The 20,866-nt window shown below is 64.9% G+C and carries 11 protein-coding genes and 1 pseudogene; 8 read left to right on the top strand and 4 right to left on the bottom strand.

Annotated elements, in window-relative coordinates:
- Window positions 1–12 precede the first annotated feature (12 nt).
- The 5 genes and pseudogenes from DKG75_RS22300 to DKG75_RS22280 form a co-directional block, all read left to right on the top strand.
- Complete coding sequence (locus tag DKG75_RS22300; RefSeq protein ID WP_109923410.1) at window positions 13–936, top strand: ABC transporter permease subunit; 924 nt, start codon at window positions 13–15, stop codon at window positions 934–936.
- A gap of 4 nt (window positions 937–940) precedes the next feature.
- A complete protein-coding gene (locus DKG75_RS22295) occupies window positions 941–1,783 on the top strand; it encodes an ABC transporter permease subunit (RefSeq protein WP_109923409.1) in 843 nt (280 codons plus the stop codon).
- Window positions 1,783–2,859, top strand: coding sequence for a sn-glycerol-3-phosphate import ATP-binding protein UgpC (locus tag DKG75_RS22290; protein ID WP_109923408.1), 1,077 nt, complete (start codon window positions 1,783–1,785; stop codon window positions 2,857–2,859). The genes DKG75_RS22295 and DKG75_RS22290 overlap by 1 nt, the downstream gene beginning before the upstream one ends.
- A complete protein-coding gene (locus DKG75_RS22285) occupies window positions 2,856–3,857 on the top strand; it encodes an endonuclease/exonuclease/phosphatase family protein (RefSeq protein WP_208112132.1) in 1,002 nt (333 codons plus the stop codon). Before DKG75_RS22290 ends, DKG75_RS22285 begins: the two co-directional genes overlap by 4 nt.
- Before the next feature lie 210 nt (window positions 3,858–4,067).
- Window positions 4,068–4,214: pseudogene (locus tag DKG75_RS22280) on the top strand (transposase); the annotation flags it as partial.
- Here the strand turns inward: DKG75_RS22280 and DKG75_RS22275 are convergent.
- Window positions 4,194–4,583, bottom strand: coding sequence for a hypothetical protein (locus tag DKG75_RS22275; RefSeq protein ID WP_109923407.1), 390 nt, complete (start codon window positions 4,581–4,583; stop codon window positions 4,194–4,196). The pseudogene DKG75_RS22280 and the gene DKG75_RS22275 overlap by 21 nt on opposite strands.
- Window positions 4,584–5,296: 713 nt before the next feature.
- On the opposite strand from DKG75_RS22275, the gene DKG75_RS22265 reads away from it, so the two are divergent.
- From DKG75_RS22265 to DKG75_RS22255, 3 genes are read left to right on the top strand one after another with little or no spacing between them, the layout of a single operon-like run.
- Window positions 5,297–6,550, top strand: coding sequence for a metallophosphoesterase family protein (locus tag DKG75_RS22265; RefSeq protein WP_166646548.1), 1,254 nt, complete (start codon window positions 5,297–5,299; stop codon window positions 6,548–6,550).
- Complete coding sequence (locus DKG75_RS22260; RefSeq protein ID WP_109923405.1) at window positions 6,550–9,969, top strand: ATP-binding protein; 3,420 nt, start codon at window positions 6,550–6,552, stop codon at window positions 9,967–9,969. Before DKG75_RS22265 ends, DKG75_RS22260 begins: the two co-directional genes overlap by 1 nt.
- Window positions 9,970–9,980: 11 nt before the next feature.
- On the top strand, window positions 9,981–15,866 hold the full coding sequence (locus DKG75_RS22255) for a DUF3320 domain-containing protein (RefSeq protein WP_109923404.1): 5,886 nt from the start codon (window positions 9,981–9,983) through the stop codon (window positions 15,864–15,866).
- Between the two features lie 104 nt (window positions 15,867–15,970).
- On the opposite strand, the gene DKG75_RS22250 is transcribed toward DKG75_RS22255, so the two are convergent.
- The 3 genes from DKG75_RS22250 to DKG75_RS23830 all read right to left on the bottom strand — a co-directional run.
- Complete coding sequence (locus DKG75_RS22250; protein ID WP_109923403.1) at window positions 15,971–17,464, bottom strand: HlyD family type I secretion periplasmic adaptor subunit; 1,494 nt, start codon at window positions 17,462–17,464, stop codon at window positions 15,971–15,973.
- Window positions 17,461–19,548: a peptidase domain-containing ABC transporter gene (locus DKG75_RS22245; RefSeq protein WP_208112130.1), complete on the bottom strand. Its 2,088-nt coding sequence runs from the start codon at window positions 19,546–19,548 to the stop codon at window positions 17,461–17,463. Before DKG75_RS22245 ends, DKG75_RS22250 begins: the two co-directional genes overlap by 4 nt.
- Window positions 19,549–19,803: 255 nt before the next feature.
- On the bottom strand, window positions 19,804–20,866 hold a 1,063-nt coding region (locus DKG75_RS23830), incomplete at its 5' end, for a calcium-binding protein (protein WP_146210383.1).

Genomic DNA, 20,866 nt, shown 5'->3' with positions numbered 1-20,866 from the left:
CGAGGCCATCCGATGACGGCATCCCGATCCCGATCCCGCGCGCGCGCGGCCCCCGCCAAGGCGGTGCAGTTCGATCGCCCGCTGACACCCTGGCTGTTCCTCGCGCCGCAGCTGGCGATCGTGGCGATCTTCTTCTACTGGCCGTCGCTCCAGGCGGTGACCTCGTCCTTCTATCTCGAAGATCCCTTCGGCTTCGGCGCGAGCTTCGTCGGCCTCGACAATTACCGCGACGCGCTCGGCTCGGCGGAATATCTGCGGATCGCCGGCTTCACCGCGGTTTTCGCCCTGGTCGTCACCGCCCTGTCGCTCGGCCTCGGCCTGCTGCTCGCGGTGAAGGCGGACAGGGTGATCCGCGGCAGCGCCGCCTATAAGACCGTGCTGATCGCCGTCTATGCCATCGCGCCACCGGTCGTCGGCCTCATCGGCATGATGCTGTTCGACATGCACATCGGCCCCTTCACCGCGCTCGCCGCCCTGTTCGGCCACGAGATGAAGGTCGGCATCGATTACGGCGATACGGTGATCGCCCTCGTTACCGTCGCGGTCTGGAAGCAGATCCCCTATAATTTCATCTTCTTCCTGTCGGGCCTGCAATCGGTGCCGACCGCGGTGCGCGAGGCCGCCCTGATCGACGCCGCCTCGGGCTGGCGCCGCTTCCGCGACATCACCCTGCCCCTGCTGGCGCCGACCGCCTTCTTCCTTCTCGTCATCAACATCACCTACGCCCTGTTCGACACTTTCGGCATCATCGACGTGATGGTGAAGGACAAGCCGGCGAACAACCCGATCACCCTGGTCTACAAAGTCTATCTCGACGGCTTCAAGGGCAACGACATCGGCGGTTCCTCGGCCCAGTCGGTCATCCTGATGCTGGTGGTGGCGGCCCTGACCGTGGCCCAGTTCCGCCTGATCGAACGCCGCGTGCATTACGGGTGAGGCGATGCAGAAGCTCAAGCCCTTCGACCACCTGATCCTGATCCTGGGCGCCCTGTTCCTGGTAACGCCCGTGGTCATGGCCTTCATGTCCTCGACCCATTCGGCAGCCGAGATCCACATGCACGGCCTCTTCCTCAGCCCGGGCGCCGAGGGGCTCGCCACCTACGGCAAGGTGCTGACCCAGAAGGGCGGCTTCACCGGCGAGGTGACGGGGGCGCGGATGGTGATGAATTCGCTGATCCTCGGCCTCGGCTTCGCTGTCGGCAAGGTGGTGCTGTCGATGATGGCGGCCTATGCCCTGGTCTATTTCCGCAGCCGCTTCGCGACGCCGGTGTTCTGGCTGATCTTCACCACCCTGCTGCTGCCGCTCGAAGTGCGCATCATGCCGTCCTATCAGGTGATGAGTTCGCTGTCGGCGCTCAATACCTACTGGGGGCTGATCGTGCCCCTGCTGGCCTCGGCCACGGGGACCTTCTATTTCCGCCAGTTCTTCAAATCCGTGCCCGACGAATTGCTGGAAGCGGCGCGGATCGACGGCGCGGGGCCGGTGAAATTCTTCCTCGACATCCTGGTGCCCCTGTCGCGGCCGATGATGGCGGCGATCTTCGTCATCATGTTCGTCTATGGCTGGAACCAGTACCTCTGGCCGATGCTGATGACCACCGACGAGCATTTCTTCACCCTGATGCGCGGGATCAAGAGCATCCTCCAGGTCTGGGTCGGCAGCCAGATTCCCGATTACAACGAAGCCTTCGCCCTGGCGGTGCTGGCGATGGTGCCGCCGCTGCTGGTGGTCGTCGTCCTGCAAAGCCTGTTCATCAAGGGCCTGACCGAAAGCGACAAGTAATGGCCGAGATCTCCCTCCGGAACCTGGGCAAGACCTATGCCGGCGGCATTCAGGCCGTCGCGGACGTGAACCTGGCGGTGGCGGACGGCGAATTCGTCGTCCTGGTCGGGCCGTCGGGCTGCGGCAAGTCGACCTTGCTGCGCATGGTCGCGGGGCTGGAGGAGATCAGCGCCGGCGAGATCGCCATCGGCGGGCGCGTCGTGAACCGGCTGGAGCCGGCGGCCCGCGACATCGCCATGGTGTTCCAGAACTACGCGCTCTATCCCCATATGACGGTGCGCGAGAACATGGCCTACGGCCTGAAGAACCGGGGCTTTCCGCGCGACGAGATCGCCCGCCGGGTCGAGGCGGCGGCGCATCTGCTGGAACTCCAGCCCTATCTCGACCGCAAGCCCCGGGCACTGTCCGGCGGCCAGCGCCAGCGCGTCGCCATGGGCCGCGCCATCGTGCGCCAGCCCGCGGCCTTCCTGTTCGACGAGCCACTGTCCAACCTCGATGCCAAGCTCCGCGTCACCATGCGGGGCGAGATCCGGAAATTGCAGCGGCGCCTGGGCACGACCTCGCTCTACGTCACCCACGACCAGCTCGAGGCGATGACCCTGGCCGACCGGCTGGTGGTCCTGAAGGGCGGCCGGATCGAACAGGTCGGCAGCCCGCTCGACGTCTATCACCGCCCGGCCTCGACCTTCGTCGCCGGCTTCATCGGCGCCCCGGCCATGAACCTGCTCGCCGCCCGCATCGAGGCCGGCCGCCTGATCCTCGCCGGGGTCGAGATCGGCCGGGCCGACCGGCCGGACGGTGCCGTAACCCTGGGCGTCCGGGCCGAGGATATCGGCCTCGTCCCGCCGGGGCAGGGGGTGGCGATGACCTTGGACTATATCGAGGAACTGGGGGCGGGGCGCATCGTCCACGGCCTCGTCGACGGGCAGCCGCTCTGCCTCAGCCTGCCGGCGGACCGTGCCCTGCCCGCCGACCTGGCCGTCCGCGCCCGCGCCCGGGCCCTGCATCTGTTCGACGCCGCCGGCGGGGCGCGCCTGGCCGAAAGCGTGGCCGAGCCGGAACAGGTGCCGGCGTGATCTTCGCCGTCACCCCCGAACTGCCGGTCCCCGGGCAGGAAGCCCGCGCCCGCCTGCGCGACCTGCCGCGGACCGCCGCTGCCCATGACGCGGTGCTGCCGCATTATCCGGCGCTGGCCCTGGTCGAGACCGGCGGCACGGCCGGCGCGGCCGCCCTCGCCCTGCCGCTTCGGGTCGCGGCCTGGAACCTGGAACGCTGCCTGTTCCCGGCGGAGACGGCCGGCGCGCTGGCGGGCATCGACGTCGCGCTGCTGTCCGAGATGGACGACGGCATGGCGCGCAGCGGCCAGCGGCACCCGACGGCCGAGATCGCCCAGGCCCTCGGCATGGCCTATGCCTATGGCGTCGAATTCCTCGAGCTCGGCCTCGGCTCGCCGATCGAACAGGGCTTCTGCCGCGACGGCTTCAACAGCCGGGGCTTCCACGGCAATGCGCTTGCGGCGCGCAGCCCGCTGGTCCGGCCCTTCATGCTGCGCCTGCCGGGCCGGCGGCAATGGTTCATGGACGAGGAACAGCCGCGGCTGGGCGAGCGCATGGCGATCGGCGCCACCGTCGCCACTGCCGCCGGCCCCGTCGTCTTCGTCTCGACCCATCTCGAAAGCGCCTGCCCCGAGAGCCATCGGGCGGCCCAGATACAGGCCCTGATCGCGGCCCTGGACCTGCATTTCCCGGCCCTGCCGGTCCTGATCGGCGGCGATCTCAACACCGGCAACCACGCGGGCGGCAACTGGCGGGCGGAAAGCCTGTTCGGAATCGCGCGGGCGGCCGGCTTCTCGATCCACGGCGGCCCGGCCGAAGCGCCCACCACGCGGCCGAGCCTGATCACCCGCTTTCCCGAACGGGCCATGAAGCTGGACTGGTTCCTGGCCCGGCGCCTGCGCCTGGGCGCGACCACGATCCATCCCGCCCTCGACGCCCAAGGCCGGCCGCTGTCCGACCACGAACGCCTCGAAACCACCGTCGAAGCCCTGGAGATCCCCCCGCCGCCGGCCGGGTGAACCGCCGGGACGGTGCATGCTACATCGGAACTGTACTTTTAGCCAGGTCTGGCCCCCGCGGTCCGGCCGACTATAAGATCATGCCGGCCCGGCCTTGCTGGCGCCGGTGACCTGAGCCCCTGACCTTCCTCCAGATTTGGGCAGAGTCCGTCAATCATGGAGAGACGGACAATGCGCCCCTCGCGGTTCACTTGAGGACAGATCATCGGGATGCTGTAGGAGCAGGAGGCTGGTACAAGGACGGCGGACGTGTGCCGCAAGCACGGCATCTCGGCAGCGACCTTCTACAAGTTCAAGGCGAAGTTCGGTGGCATGAACGTGTCCGATGCCCGTCGCCTAAAGGCTCTGAAGGACGAGATAACCGCGCCAGAGCGACCATGACCAGGCGTCCGACGGGCCAGGGACAACGCCGTTGCGCGTGTAGTCGCCGGTCAGCGACGCCCGGGTCATGATCATCCGGCGGCCGGGATCCGCAGCCGGACGCGCGGCACCGATACCATTCGCGACCATGCGGGTAACGAAGGCTTCGCGGCCCGTGTTCCGATACAGACGGGCGAAGGCGCTGGTGACGACCCCCTTGAGGTTTCGCCACCCTGGTCGTGGCAGGCGGCCGAATTCGGCCAATGCGTCCATGACCTCTGCCGTATAGAGATCGACCACCAGCGTGCGACCGGCCTTGAGGCAGGCACGGTAGAGGGTGACGGCGCGATCGATGTTCTGCGCCAACCCCGCCGCCGCGCGGGCCCCAGAACGCCTTGTCGGCGGACATGATGTAGCCTCCCTTCCCGGGCTCGATATGCGCGGCAACCTGCCCCTTGCAGTAGATGTCGGCCTTGTCGCTGCGGATCTCCAGGGTCAGGCCGCGATCCCGCTGGACCACATCCAGAAGCGGGGCCAATGTGCCGGATTTCAGGGCATCCATGAACTGACGGCTCAGCAGACGGACCATCGGAGACTCCTGACAAGACCGTGACGAGCCTCACGCCGTCAAAGCCACTTGCCGGTGCGAGGCGTTTTTCACTGCTTTAGGTAGCAATTATTGCGACGGGTATGCCAGTCAATGACGAATGTCACTGATCGTCAGTATACCGTTCGTCGACAGGCGGATGACCTCTGCGGGTATGGATATCAAGGCCCGCCTCGCCCGAAACTTCCGACGCCTGCGCCAAACCAAGTGCTGGTCCCAGGAGCACTGTGCCTTCGAGGCTGGCCTCCACCGGACCTATGTCAGCGACCTCGAACGCGAAACCCCAGAATCGCAATCATCGACAAGTTCGCCCGGGCCCTCCAGGTGACGGCAGAGGCATTGCTGGACTGACGCTCAGGCGGCTCCGCGCGCCCAGATTGTTAATGATTGATAGATAAAACCCCTGCTATTATCGCGCGCATTGAAATGAGCGCTGTCACGTCTTGACGGGAAGCGGAGGGAGGGAAAAGCCGTGGCCTTTCGGTTCGTGCACACAGCGGACATTCACCTCGACTCGCCTCTCCGGTCGCTGGCGCTGCGGGATCCCACCGTTGCAGAACGGGTCGGTGTCGCCACCCGGGAGGCGTTTTCCCGAACCATCGATCTCTGCCTCGACGAAAGAGTCGACGCTTTTCTAATCGTCGGCGACCTCTATGATGGCAGTCAGGTCTCGATGAAGACCGCGCAATTCCTGGCGCAGCAACTGCGGCGGCTCGACGCCGCAGGGATCAGGACCTTTATCGTCCGGGGTAACCACGACGCTATCTCACGCATTACGCGGGAACTCGAACTGCCGAAGACGGTCACTGTCTTCGAGGGGCGGGCTTCCAGCCATGTGATCGAGACGGGCGGCTTGCCCGTCGTGATCCACGGCCTCAGCTTTTCCAAACCCCATGCGCCGGACAGCCTGCTCAGCCGCTTTCCCGCGGCGCAGCCGGGCGCCGTCAACATCGGCATGTTGCATACCAGCCTGAATGGCAGTCCCGTGCATGACGTCTATTCGCCCTGCTCCGTCGCCGACCTTCAGGCGACAGGTTACGACTATTGGGCGCTCGGCCATATCCACATCCGTGCCGTGCATCTCGGCCGCGGCGTGGTTGTCATGCCCGGTATGCCACAGGGCCGCAATATCGGCGAGGCCGGGCCGAAATCTATCACGCTGGCGCAAATCACCGACGACGGTGCCATCACCCTGGAGGAGCGGTCGGTCCGGACGGTCCGTTTCGAGCGGCTCGACATCGATGTAGACGGCGTCAGCGAGTGGTCGGACCTCATCGCGGTGCTGGATGCCGGCATCCGCGCCGCCGAGAGGGAGGATCCGACAGAACATCTCGTCCTTCGCCCCCGCCTGGTCGGAAAGACCCCCCTCGGCTGGCGCATACCGCGCGATCTCGACCGGATCCGAGCTGAAGCCGAATTGACCGCCGAAGCCCTGGGGACAACCTGGATCGACAAAGTCGAGAATGACACGGTGGTCGGCGATCGTTCGGCGTCTGACGACCTGCCGGCCGAACTGGCGGCGCTGATCCAGGACGAATTGACCGACGCCCCGGCGACACTGGCGGAGGCGGATGAGGTTATCGGCGGGCTTCTGAAGAGCCTGCCCCCGGAATTGCGCGACATGCTAGGTGACAGTCAGGCGGCATTGGCTGAACAGCGCAACAGTCTGATGCGAGCCGGTGTCGCCACGGTCCTCGCCCTTCTGTCCGGCCGGGAGAATGGCTGATGCGCCTCAACCGGCTAGACCTGATACGTTACGGCAAGTTCACCGACGCCAGCCTCGCCTTCCATCGCCCGGCGCCAGGCAGTCCGGACCTTCACCTGATATACGGCCCCAACGAGGCCGGCAAATCGACGGCCCTCTCGGCCTGGCTGGACCTGCTGTTCGGCATCCCCCAGCGCACCCGTCATGATTTCCTCCATGACGGGCCAACCATGCGGATCGGCGCCAGTATCGAGATCGACGGTCACTCGCTGGAGTTGGCGCGGGTAAAGAAACAATCCGGTTCGCTGCAGGATGCGCATGGCGGCCTGTTGCCTGAAGCCGTGCTGCAATCCGGCCTCGGCGGCATCGGGCGCGACGCCTATGAAGCCATGTTCTCACTGGATGACGATACACTCGAGCGCGGCGGTGACAGTATCCTGGCCAGCAAAGGCGACCTCGGCGAAATGCTGTTCGCCGCCAGTGCCGGCTTGACCGGCCTCAGCGGCAAGCTGGATGCGCTTCGCGAGCAGGCCAGCAGCTTTCACCGCCCCGGCGGGCGCAAAGGCCCGATCACTGACGCCAAGGCCCGCCTGGCCGAACTGGACGCCAGGCGCAAGGTAGTAGACACCCAGGCCGCCGCCTATGGCCGTCTGCTGTCCGACCTGCAGGAAGCGGAGGATGCCTGGCGCCAAGCCTCCGCCACACACGACGATTACTCGCGCGAACTGGCGCGAGTGGGAAGGCTGCTGGCGATCCTTCCGCTGCGGACGAGGCTTCAGCGTCTCCAAGAGGAACTGGCGCCCCTAGCCACGGTCGCCGACGCACCAGCCTCCTGGGATGCAGAGCTGAACCGATTGCTTGAAGGCCAGACCGTTGCCCGAACCCGCGAAGAAGGGCTGACGACGACCATCGCCCGCTTTACCGAGGCGCTCGACGCCCTGGCCCCCGATCCCGCAATCCTGGCTGCCGAAGAACGGATCGCGGCGGCCGACCTGCTGCGTTCCGCTTACGACGAAGCGGTTAGGGACTTGCCCAACCGGGAACTCCAGGCGACGGAGGAAGAACACAAGATCCGCGCCCTGCTGGAAACGCTCTGCCGCCCGGGCAGCGATCCCCGCGGCTTGCTCCTGGATGCCGCGACGATCGAGAAATTCCGCGACTTGATTGCCCGACGCTCCGGCATAGAGGCGCAGCTCAACGCCACCCAGACTGAGGCCCGGAAGGCAACACTCGTCGTCAAGCAGTGCGAGGCGAGATTGGCCGGCACAGTGCCGATCGGCGATACCGCGGTCCTGGCCAGTCTGCTGTTCCGCATCAAGCAACGCGATCCCGGCGACGCCTTGCGTCGCGCCGAACGCGATATGCAAGCGGCGGAAGGTACACTGACCGAAAAAATGGCCGCGCTGGTGCCGTGGGCCGGAACGCCAGAGGAACTCGAAAGAATGCCAGTTCCCGCCGGCTGGCAGATCGAAGGCTGGGTTAGCCGGGCGGAGACTGCCCGCAGCGATCGGGTCGACGCCCGGCGCCAGGAGCAGGCGCTGCGGGAAGCTGTGGAACATCAGGCCGTTATGCTGGCCGAAACGCCCCGCTCCACGGCCATCAGCCTGGACGATGCGGCAACGGCGCGGGCGGCACGCGAAAAGCTGTGGGCAGTGCATCGCCGAGACCTCGGCGCAGAGACAGCCGATGCCTTCGAGGTCGCACTCAGGCGTGATGACCAAGTGTTGGCGCTGATCGCCGAGGCCCAGGCTGAGGCCAAAGTCGATGCTGTGGCACGCGCCAATCTGGCGGCCCAGCGTCAGGAACTGGCGACGGCCGAAGCAACCCTCGCCCGGGCCGAGGCCACGGCCGCAGCGATCGATCATGAAATCCGGGCCGCCACCGACGTGCTCGGCCTGCCCGGCCACACGCTGCCGGAACTGCGGGGCTGGCTCGAAGCGCGGCTCGGTGCGATGGCCGCCCTTTCGGCTTGGCGTCAGGCAACGAGGGGCCGCGATGTCGCCCTGCGCGATATCGACGAAGACAGCACCACGCTGCGCCAGGCCCTTGCCGCACCGGAAACTCCCCTTCACGAGCTGAGTTTCGACCGGTTGGTGGCGGAGGCCCAGGCCCGCATCGACCAGAGTACCCTGGTCGCCAACCTGCGGGAGGCACTGCGCGAGGCGCGCGAGGCGGCGGACGAACGGAACGAGGCGCTGGCCGAAGCCCACAAGATTGATACCGGCTGGCAGGCAGCCTGGACGGAATGCTACGCGCCCACCTGGCTGGCCTCCACCGGCGCCGATGCCGCTGCCATGACCGGCATTCTCGCCTGCATCGATAAGCTGGCTATTACGGTGGCCAATTTCGACAGCCTAACCCACCGCGTCACAGCAATGAGGGAAAACCGCGACGCCTTTCTCGGCGCCTTGTCGGCGATCGCCACTGAACTCGGGTCGGGTGGCGACGCGCCGTCTTGGCGCGACATCTCGGGACGCCTACGCCAAGCCGAAAAAATCAGGGATGAGCGAGCAAAGGCGGACACGGAACTGGAGGCAGCCCGCCGGGACCTCGCCGTTGTCGCGGATGAGATAGAAAACCTGGACCGCAGGCTGGCGGCGATGGCCGGTCATTTCGGGCTCGACGATACTGCCGTATTGGCGAAGGCTCTTGCCGATAGCCGTAAGGCAGCAAGCCTGCGGCATGAGATCGCTGCCTGCGAAAAGGACATCGCCGAAGCCTCGTCGGACGGCGAGACGACGGAGGCGATCGAAGCCGCCGAAGCAGGCGGGCGTGAAGAGCTGGAGATTAGGAAGGTGAAACTCGGACTGGAGGTCGGCCAATTGCAGCAGGACCTCCAGCAACGCTACGCCACCGTCTCTGCGCTGCGCAGCCAGATCGAGGCCGTTGGCGGCGACGACAAGGTCGCCACGATCGAAGCAGAGCGAAGCAATCTCCTGCTGTCGCTCGAAGAGGATGCGCGGCAACACCTCGCCCTGCGCCTTGGCATCCTGCTGGTCGACAAGGGGCTGCATCGATACCGCGACCAGCATCGCAGCGGCATGCTGGAGCGCGCCTCTCAAGCCTTCAGCACCCTGAGCCGAGGCGCCTATGCACGCCTCGCCGCCCAGCCCGATGGCACGCGTGAAGTCCTGGTCGCCGTGACCGAGAGCCACGGTGCCAAAATGGCGCAAGAATTGTCCAAGGGCACCCGCTTCCAGCTCTATCTCGCATTGCGCATTGCCGGCTATCACGAGCTGGCGCGCAGCCGTCCGCCGGTGCCGTTCATCGCCGACGACATCATGGAAACCTTCGACGATGACCGCTCGGCTGAAGCCTTCACGCTGCTCGGCGAGATGGCCCGGACCGGTCAAGTCATCTACCTGACCCATCACCGCCATTTGTGCGACATCGCTCGAAAAATCTGCCCCGAAGCCCAGATCCACGTGCTCGATGCCTGATCGAGGGAACAATGGAAAGTCAATCCACTGATAGTCCCACGAGTGCCGACACCGCCGAGACTGCGACGGGGCCGCAACTCGTCCTGACCGCCATGGTGGTGCAGCGGGTTAATTTCGCATCGGCTCAGAACGGCGTCGGCGTCCTGAAGACGATCAGCCTGCGAAATGGAGGCGACACGCCGATCGAAGGGATTTCGGTCGTCCTGTCCTGCCAGCCGCCGGTGCTGCGGCCGAGGGAATGGCGGGTCGACCGGATCGCGCCAAGCACCGAGGTGCCGCTCCGCGACTTGGCGACGCCGCTCGACATGGCGCTGCTGTACGGCCTGAACGAAGCCGAGATCGGCACGCTCGATCTGACTGTCAGACAGGGAAACGAGACGATCCTGCATGAAGAACGGCGGATCGAGTTACTGGCGCGGGACGAATGGGGTGGCCTGCCGGAGATGGACGAAATCCTGGCCGCCTTCGTTTCCCCCAATGACCCGGTTGTCGCTGGCGTTCTGAAGGAGGCGTCCCGCCTGCTGGAACGGGGCGGGTTCAGCGGGTCGCTGGACGGCTATCAATCGGGTGATCCTGGCCGGGTCTGGATGTTGGCCGGGGCGATCTGGTCGGCGGTCACCGGCATGGGTCTCGCTTATGCCGTCCCGCCCGCCTCCTTCGAGACAGTCGGCCAGAAAGTCCGCGATCCAGGGCGGATTGCGGCCGAGGGGTTAGCGACCTGCCTCGACACCGCCTTGCTGATGGCCGGCGCCCTGGAGGCCGCCGGCCTCAATGCCGCAGTGCTGTTCTCGCAGGGGCACGCCTGGGCAGGGGTGTGGCTGGTCAAGCGCGACTTCGGGCGCATGGTCGAACCCGATGTCATCGCCCTTCGCAAAGCCGTCGTCGCCCGGGAATTCGTTCCCTTCGAGACAACCCTGCTGACCCGCCGGCCGGCAATCGGTTTCGACGAGGCGGTAGATGCTGGGAAGGCCCACCTCGCCGAGGAACGAGAAGCTGATTTCCTCAAAGCGATCGATATCAGCCGGGCGCGCGCCGCCCGTATCCGCCCGCTCGCCAGCCACCGCGGCCGGCAAGTAGCCGATGCGGTGCTCGCCGAAGATGCCAGGGCGCCGGCCGCGCTGCCCCGCCCGATCGATTTCGACCTCCTTCCCGGGGATCGGATTGAGGAGGAGCCGACCACGCCGCTCGGCCGGATCGAACGCTGGCAGCGCAAGCTGCTCGACCTCTCGCTCGGCAACCGGCTGCTCAATTTTCGCGAGACGCGCCAGACCGTTCCGCTGATCTGCCCCGAAGTGGCGGGGCTCGAAGACGCATTGGCCGACGGGCAGTCGTTCCGTCTGCTGGCGCTGGCTGACGAAGGCCATTTTGCCGGACGGGACCTGTTGACCGCGGACGCGCGCCGGCAGGAGGACATCCTGGCGCGCGATGCGATGGAGCGGCGCCAGATCGCATGCCCGTTGACGGGCAATGAAATGAACAACCGCCTGATCGAGCTCTACCGGAAGGCTAGGAGCGACGCACAGGAGGGCGGCACCAATACGCTGTTCCTGGCAGCCGGTTTCCTGCGCTGGAAGCGCAATGCCTCCGACCTGCGGGACTATCGAGCCCCCCTGTTGCTGATCCCGGTCAAGCTCGAGCGAAGCTCCGCCCGATCGGACTTCCGGCTCACCCATCACGAGGACGACATTCGGGTGAATTCCACCTTGCTGGAATTCTTGAAGCGCCACTTCGAGCTGAAGCTTCCCGAGCTCGAGGGCGAGCTGCCGCGTGACCAATCTGGCATCGACATCCCGCGCATCTTCGAGACCGTCAGGCACCGGGTCAGGGACGCCGCCGGTTTCGAAGTGGTCGACAATGCCGCCTTGTCGACCTTCTCCTTCGCCAAATATCTAATGTGGAAAGACCTGGTCGACCGGACCGACAGCCTGCGCCATAGCCGCCTGGTTCGCCACCTTGTCGACTGCCCGACCGAAGTATTTCCGGGGTCCAGCACGCCGATGCCGGTCCCAGAGGACATCGACCGCCGGCTGTCACCGGGCGACCTGTTGACGCCGCTTCCCGCCGACAGCTCCCAACTCGCCGCGGTCGTCGCCGCCGGCGATGGGCGGGATTTCGTGCTGATCGGCCCGCCCGGCACCGGCAAGAGCCAGACCATCGCCAATATCATTGCCGATCAGCTCGGACGCGGCAAAACCGTGCTCTTTGTGGCGGAAAAGATGGCGGCGCTCGATGTCGTTCATCGCCGGCTGGAAGCACATGGATTGGGCGACGCCTGCCTCGAACTTCATTCAAGCAAGGCCGATCGCAAGAATGTGCTGGCCCAACTCGGCCGCTCATGGGATCGCGTCGCCGAAAGCAAGGCTTCGGACTGGGTGCGGGTTTCTGACGACCTCCGCCTGACCCGTGACCAGCTCAATGCCTACGTCGCAGCACTGCATCACCCCGGGACCCAGGGCTTCAGCGTCTTCGACGCGATCGGGCGGACCGCCGCTGTCGGGCTAACGCCCTTCGCCTTGAGTTTCCGGACCAAGGACTGCCACAACGCTGCGGGTTACCAGCGACTGCGAGACCTGTCGGCCGAAGTCGGACGACGCCACCGGATCGTCGGGGCCAAGATCGAAGATGCAGCTCTTGCACTTGTCGGCTCGGAGGAATGGTCCTTCGCCTGGGAGGACGAATTCCTTCGAGCCGCTGCCGTACTGCATAGGGATATCCTGGCGGCAAAGGCGACTGCAGCGCCGGTCGGCGACGCCTTCGGCCTGAACACGGCAACGCTAGAGGCGCCGGAACTTCAGACGGTTCTCGACCGGTTGGCGAAGCAGCTTCGAGAACAAGACAACCTGCAACCCATGGCGGGGCACGACCTGACCGTCTTGGGCGCCGCGATCGCGCCGTTCCGAACAGCGCTGGCTGAATATGGCACATCCCTGCGCAGCATCACCGCCGTCTATCCGGCCGGCGAAATCGCTACCATGCCGCTGGAGCGCCTGGAACTTGAATGGCGGGAGGCTCAGACAAAGGCTTGGCCCTTTGCGGCGCTGGGCCGCCGCCGGATCACCAAACTGCTCCAGACCTATGCCGTCGAGGGTCAGGCCGATCCCTCGACCGACATCGTTGGCTTGCGGCGAATGGTGCAGGCGGAAAGGGACATGGCTGCCTCGCCGCTTGCAGTACTCCCCCAATTTGCCGGCAAGGACACGAATCTCGCGACCATCGCCCGCTTGGTACTCCAGGCGGTTCAGTTCACCGAGGTTGAGGCGGCCATCATCGGTTGCGGCATTGCCGAAGACGCCTGGCGCAGGCTACGCCCGCGGCTGACGATGGCGGGTGGCGGCCCGATCGCAGACGTCCTCGCCCGCTATCTCGAGGCCGAGAAGACGGTGGCGGCGAGTTCGTCTGCCTTCGTTGCCGTCGGTGGCTGTCTTCCCGCCGATATGACGCGGGATGCGCTCTGCGACGCGCTGGCAGGCTTGCCGGGTGCGCGAGGCGCGTTTTCTGATTGGACAAAATGGCAGGCGAGCCGGAACGCCGCTCTCGCCGCCGGTATCGAACCACTGGTCAGGGCATTGGAGTCGGGCGCTATCGTTCCAGATGCCGCCGCGGCCTTCGAGGCTGCCTACATGGCCTGGTGGCTTCGCCTGGCCATGGACGCCAGCAAGGAATTACGGAGCTTCGCCTATTGGGAGCACGAGGCCCTGGTCGAGCGTTTCCGGAAGCTCGACGAAGCGGCGGCTGAAATCGCCTCGCGGGAAGTAATGCGGTGCATCGTGCCGAGCCTGCCGGCCCGGGACACCGCGCCCCGGAATTCGGAACTGGGGGCCTTGCGGCACCAGCTCGGCCTGCAGCGACCATCCATGCCGATCCGCGCGCTGATCGGTCAGATGCCGAACAGTTTCAGCGTGCTGGCGCCCTGCGTGCTGATGTCGCCTTTGTCGGTCGCACAATATCTGCCGCCAGGCCAGTCCCAGTTCGATCTCGTGATCTTCGACGAAGCGTCGCAGATCACCACCTGGGATGCCATCGGTGCCATCGCGCGAGGACGGCAGGCAATCGTCGTGGGGGATCCGAGGCAGCTCCCGCCGACCAATTTCTTCGGTCGCACCGATGAAGACGGCGACGACCTTCCCGAATACGAGAAGGACATGCCGTCGATCCTGGACGAGGTTGTCGCCGCTGGCGTTCCGACCCGCCAGCTCAACTGGCACTACCGGAGCCGCGACGAGACCCTGATCGCCTTCTCCAACCATTTCTATTATGGCAATCATCTGGTGACGTTTCCGGCTTCGGACGGAACGGGAAGCGCCGTCGCCTTCCACCAGATCGACGGCACCTACGCCCGTGGCAAGGGCCGGGTGAACGAGGCCGAGGCGAAAGCCGTCGTCGCCATGATCGCCGGACGGCTGAACAGTTGGTTGGCCCTGCCGGAAGCGAAGCGGCCAACCCTGGGCGTGATTACGTTCAATGCTCCCCAGCAGAGTCTCATCCTCGACCTGCTGGATGAGGAACGCCGCAAACAGCCGGCCTTCGAATGGTTCTTCGCCGACGATCGCGAAGAGCCCCTGATCGTGAAGAATCTCGAGAACATCCAGGGTGACGAGCGGGACGTCATGCTCTTCTCGATCACCTTCGGCCCCGATCTCGCCGGCAAGCTGCCGATGAATTTCGGTGCGATCAACGGCGACGGCGGCGAAAAACGGCTGAATGTCGCCGTCACCCGGGCGCGGAGCGAGCTTCATGTCTTTGCCTCCGTCCGCGCGGACCAGATCGACCTGTCGCGAACGGCTGCGCGCGGAGTCGCCGACCTCAAGGCCTTCCTCGATTTTGCCGAACGCGGCCCCATCGCCTTGCCGGCGCGGGATCGCGGCTCGCTCGGCCCGGTCGAGAGTCCATTCGAAGAGGCGGTCGCAGCGGCACTGAGTACTCGCGGCTGGGATGTGCGTACCCAGATCGGTGTCTCGGATTTCCGGATCGATCTCGGTATCGTTCATCCCGATTTCGCCGGCCGCTGGCTGGCAGGCGTTGAATGCGATGGTGCGCGTTACCACCGCTCGGCGACGGCCCGGGACCGCGACAAGCTCCGGCAGGCCGTGCTGGAGCGCCTCGGCTGGACCATCCTGCGTCTCTGGTCGACTGACTGGTTCCGCAACGGCGCCGCAGTCGCCGATCGGCTCGACCAGTCACTTCGCGACATTCTGTCCCGCGATCGAGACGCCCGGGCGCGGGAAGAGGCAGAGCTTGCGAAAGTGGCTTCGGCCCCGGCGCCCGAGAAGCCGCCCGCCCAAGTACCGGACCCTCCACCTGATGTCGCCGAGACCACAGATGATACGACGGACGACCCGCAGTCAGCGATCGATGACGGTCCAGAGACTCCCAGTGCCGCGGTCGGCACGCCTTCAAACGCTATTGCCGGCGAGGCATCCACGCGATCCGACGCATTACTGGACCCCGCGCGCTTTTTCGATCCGGACTATGATTCCGCTCTGCGCACATTGATTGCAACGACGATCGCACAATCTGGTCCCATGCCCCTCTCTGTCCTGGCACGCCGTGTCGCCCAGGCGCATGGCTGGCAGCGAACCGGCCATCGGATCCAAGCAAGGGTGCTCGACAATCTATCTGGCGTCGAGCAACACGACGAATTCGGCACGACATTCGTTTGGGCTATCGGTAGTTACACATTCAGGCGTCCCTTTGGCACCACCGCCGACCGGCCCATCCGCGAGATTTCACGCAGCGAAATCGCCGCCCTCCACGACCAACACGCCCCCCATATAGACGCCGCCCCGGACCCGACCCTCGAACTTGCCCGACTGGCCGGCGTCGCCCGATTGAGCGCCGATGCGCGCGCATATCTGGAACAATGCATCGGATGGCGAATCGAAAGTGAAGGCCGGTAGTATTTTCTGAGTAACCGAGAGCTTTCCGCTCTCAACAGAATGGCAGCGCTGCGCCCATACCGGTAATCGACGGTATTTTTGAAATCTTCAAAGCTGTTGCCTTTTCACCGCTCATGCCCGGCCTCATCAAATACCTCCGTCACGGGAGACAGCAAATAGTCGATGACCCGGCGCGTTTCGGTCTTGATTTCGGCGCGAACCGTCATGCCCGGCTCAAGGTGAAGCGGACGGCCGTTCACGTACAGTTCGGGTTTTGTCAGCATTATCCGTGCAATGAAAAAGAGGCCTGAGACTGAGGGAATGCCGGAAGGCGTCTGGGTCGCTTGCCCTGAGGCCGCCGTGGCCGGATCCTGGAGGCTCTGTGCATCTCGGATGGTAACGGCTTCACTGGAAAGGGAGGTGACTGTGCCGGAGAAGGTGCCATAGCGGGTAAAGGGGAATGCATCTGCCTTGATGACGACAGGGTCGCCCTCTTTCACGAAGCCTATATCCGAGGAGGGAATCAGTGCCTCGACGACGAGTTCGGACCCGTCTGGCACGATCACCATCACGGCCTGCGCCGGCGATATTACCTGGCGGACTGATGTCGCAGCGAGCTGCTGTATCGTGCCGGAGACTGGCGCGCGAAGTGTCAGGTGGTTCAGCCGGTCCCGTTGCTTGACGATTTCCGGATCGAGTTGCTCCACCTGTCGTTCGGCCGCTTCGATACCCTTCGATTGATCGGCAAGATAGGACGCGATTGCCTGGGCTTCCTGCTGTCTCAGGTTCTTGAGCGTCGCCTCGATCTCGGCAATTTGGGGAGCCGTGTCGGCCAGTTCCACCTCGGCCCGCACGCGAGCCTCGGTCGCTGTCAGGACCTGCGCCTTCGATCCCGCTGCGGACGTGGCGAGCGCCTCCGCCATATCGACCCGCTCGGCAAGGATTTCGACCAGCTTTGCCCTTTCTATCCTGACTGCGACGAAGCGCGCGCGCTTAGCTTCCGCCTCCTCGCTGGCGGCAGCGTTGGCGGCAAGTGTCGTCATCAAGGCCCGATGCTCGGTTGCAAGGGCGTTTGTTTCCCGGCTCACCACGTCACCCCGAATCTCGGTCGTAAAGGCGACGGCCGGCAAGGCTCGATCGCCGGCGATGAGCGCGGCATAGGCCGCTTTGCGGCGCTGGATTTCGGCGAGCCACGAAGCGCGTCCGGCAAGCGCCGCATCAAGCGCCGAACGGACGGCCACATCGTCCAGCGTCACCAATATTTCGCCGGCCACGACCCTTTGCCCGTTGGCAACCCGGATGGTGGCAATGCGCCCGCCCTCCAACGGCTGGACGACGGCAGGTGGTACAGTGGCACGCACCCGGCCCGCCGCATTGGTGAAGGCGTCAAGTGAGGAGATCCAGGCCCAGCCGAGCGCAGTCGCAACCGCCGCGACGATGATCCCGATCAGTATCGGCACCACATGATGTACCGGGCGAACCGCGATTTCGATCGCCGCCGGCAGGAATTCGGCATATTCGCGGTTGCTGCGCACCGCCCGCAATGCCGGATTTTCCCGTGGCGATTCGCGCCTCGGCGGCTCACCCTTATGGGGCATTATCGGGCTCATGTCACTCATGGCTGGGCCCCGAGGTCGCAGACCTGCTCGTTCTGGTGTTTCAGCATGCGGGCGAAGAAGCCAGCGCCGCTTGCCCTCAGTTCTGCCGGCCGGCCGTCCTCGGCGACACGGCCTTTTTCCAGCGTTATGATCCGGTCGCAACGCGTTACTGCGGCGAGCCGGTGGGCGATGACGATGACGGTGCGCCCGCGTGCAATCTCTCGCATGTTTCGTTGGATCGCCTCTTCACTCTCGTAATCGAGCGCGGAGGTTGCCTCATCGAGAATGAGGATGCGCGGGTTGCCGGCAAGTGCGCGGGCAATGGCAATGCGCTGGCGCTGGCCACCGGAAAGATTGGCGCCGCGTTCTTCGAGCACGGTGTCATAACCTTGCGGGAGTTGCCCGATGAACTCATGGGCGCCGGCAAGTTGCGCCGCCCGCATCACCTGTGCCCGACTCATGGCCGGATGGGCCAAGGCGATGTTGTCGTGTATCGAGCGGTTGAACAGGAAGTTCTCCTGCAGGACGACCCCGATCTGACGCCTGAGCCATGTGGGATCGACCTGCGAAATATCGAGGCCGTCGATCAGCACCTGTCCCCGCTCGGGTATATAGAGCCGCTGAACCAGCTTGGAGAGAGTGGACTTGCCCGAGCCCGACGGGCCGATGATGCCGATCGACTGTCCAGCCGCGACGGTAAGGTTCAGATTTTCCAGAACTGGCGCAGCATCGGGACGATAGCGGAACGTGACGCCTGAAAGGACGATGCGGCCGCGCGCCGGCGGAAGGGCGCCGAGCGCGCCGTTCCGCGGCTCCTGCGGATGGCCCAAGATATCGCCGAGCCGGTCGGCGGAGACGCGAACTTGCTGGAAATCCTGCCACAGTTGGGAGAGGCGCAAGACCGGTGTCGTGACCTGGTTCATGATCATGTTGAAGGCGATGAGGCCGCCGACCGTCAGTTCGCCCTCCATCACCTGCTTCGCACCGACGAAGAGAACGAGCCCTTGCGTGACACGGGTGAGCCATTGGATGAGGTTCTGCCCGATGGAGGCAAGCACGACACCCTTGAAGGATGTGTGGATGAAGGCTGCCAGCCGTTCTTCCCAGTCGCCTTGAACCTGTGGTTCGGCAGCAGCCGTCTTCACCGTCTGAGCCCCGAGCACCGTTTCCACCAGCAACTGCTGGCTGAGCGCCCCCTTGTTGAAGCGATCCTCGGTGCGGCGTTTCAGGACCGGCTGGAGGACGAGGGCGATGACGATATAGATCGGAATCGTCAGGGTGACGATGATCGCCAGTACCGTCGAATAGGCATAGAGCATGACTACCAGGAGGGCCGCGAAGACGAAATCGAGTCCGGCCGTCAGTGCCTGCCCCGTGAGGAACTGGCGCATTTGGTCCAGTTCTCGCACCCGCGTCACGGTCTGTCCTGCGGGGCGGGTCTCGAAATAGGCGACCGGCAGCTTCAGAAGATGATTGAAGACCCCGGCTCCCAGTTCGACGTCGATGCGACTGGCAGTATGGGTGAGGAGGAATGTTCTGAGAAACTCGACCAATCCCTGAAAGGTGACGACGGCTGCCATGGCGACTACAACGGCGGTAAGTGTCGCGGAGGAATTGTGGACCAGTACCTTGTCGATGACGATCTGGAACAGGAGCGGCGTCAGCAAGGCCAGGATCTGGATGGCGAACGAAGCGATCAGAACCAGTGCCAACTCGCGCTTGTACTTGCCGATTCTCTCGACGATCCAGCCGAGTCCCATCCGTTCGCCAACGGTGCCGAAGCGGCGTGCGACGAGAATGAAGGCGCCGGTCCACCGGCTGAAGAAAACTTCGGGCGCAAGCTGCTCGACACGGCCGGTCGCCGGGTCGAAGAGGCGGACAGTTGCCTCGTCCACTGAAAGAAGAACGGCGAAGTGCCGCAAATCAGTTGGAGCCTCTCCCCGTCCGGCGAGCGGGGGACTGGCCGGGTCGCGATCGAGAGACGGCGACGTCCGGGTCTCAACTATGCAGGGGCGCGGCGCCGCCATGAGGTCCTTGCGCGACCGGCCTTCAAAGCCCCTGGCTTTCAGTTTTAACAGTCGGGCGGCGCGTATCACCTCATGCATGCCCGCACATCGGTCGCCCAGTACCAGTTCGTGACGGACATGGGCTAGGTCGAATGGGACTCGTTGATGCGAAGCCAGGGCCCCAAGGCTGAGAAGCCCGGTGTCCAGGACGGAAGATGGCGAGCCCGGCTCTGCGGGCTGGCCAACGCCGCTATGCAGCCGTGAGCGCATCAATCACCTATGAAGCATCGGTTGATATATAGCTGTCGCCCGGACGGGGCCGCGGGGCAGGCCGCCCGGCAGCCCCGTCCCAGATCAGACGAGGGTGAAACTGCTCGCCGTCGTACCGGTCACGGGTGATTGGAACTTGGCAATCTGCACCGCCGCGGCCGAACCGGATCCGTCGGCGTCCCAGGACACGCCGGTCGACGTGGCGAGGAAATAGCCGTGAGCCGCATCCGGCGCCGACGAGCCGAGCACGAGATAGTTCGATGCGGACGCTCCGGCAGCCAGCCCAAAGGATGCCGCATCGAACCGGATAGTTTCGCCCAGCGTCGGCGAGAAATCCGTCAGCGTGTCTAGGCTGCCGTCCAAGGCTATGACAAAGCTGTCGACGCCGTTGCCGCCAGTCAGTACGTCGTTACCCGTGCCGCCGATCAGCAGATCATTGCCATTTCCTCCGAAGAGGGTGTCATTACCCTGATCGCCGAACAGCGTATCGTTCCAGTCGGATCCGCTGACAGTGTCGTTGCCGTTCGTGCCGCGATACCAGGCTTTGGCGTCGATCGCCGCCAAGGACAGATTGCTGCCGTCTGCGAACTCGACTCGCTCGATGCCATTGTTTGCCGATTGCGACGTGAACTGACCAGTCACGGTGACCGTCTGGCCCGTGGGGCTGAGCACCAGAATCAAATTGTTCCCCGAACGGGTGAACACAACATCGGGAGCGTTGAGATCGGCCAGTTTCAGGACGTCGACATCGACCGTTGAGCTGGAACCATCGCTGATGACATCGTTGCCATCTCCCGCGCGATAGATGTAGGTGTCACTCCCGGCCAGGCCGACGAGGGTGTCATTGCCCGGGCCGGCAAGGATGGCCGTATCCGATGCGCTGGTTCCAGTGATTGTCTCGCCGCCTGCGGTACCACCGATATATGCCACATGCGACGCTAGACTTGCTTTCGTCCACGAGGTTCCATCGGCGAAGATGATGGTTTCGATGCCCGTGTCGGCGCTGGTCGACAGGCCAGCCTTGAGCAGGATGGAACCGCCGTCGCCGGCACCGGCCACACTCGCAGCGATCACCAGCGTCACGTCATTGCCGTTGCGCACCAGCGAGACGTCGGCCGGGTTGACGCCGGCGAGGATCAATCTGTCA

Origin of the sequence: Zavarzinia compransoris (genome assembly GCF_003173055.1) — a bacterium.
GTDB lineage: Bacteria > Pseudomonadota > Alphaproteobacteria > Zavarziniales > Zavarziniaceae > Zavarzinia > Zavarzinia compransoris.
This window is presented reverse-complemented; position numbering and strand designations above follow the sequence as displayed.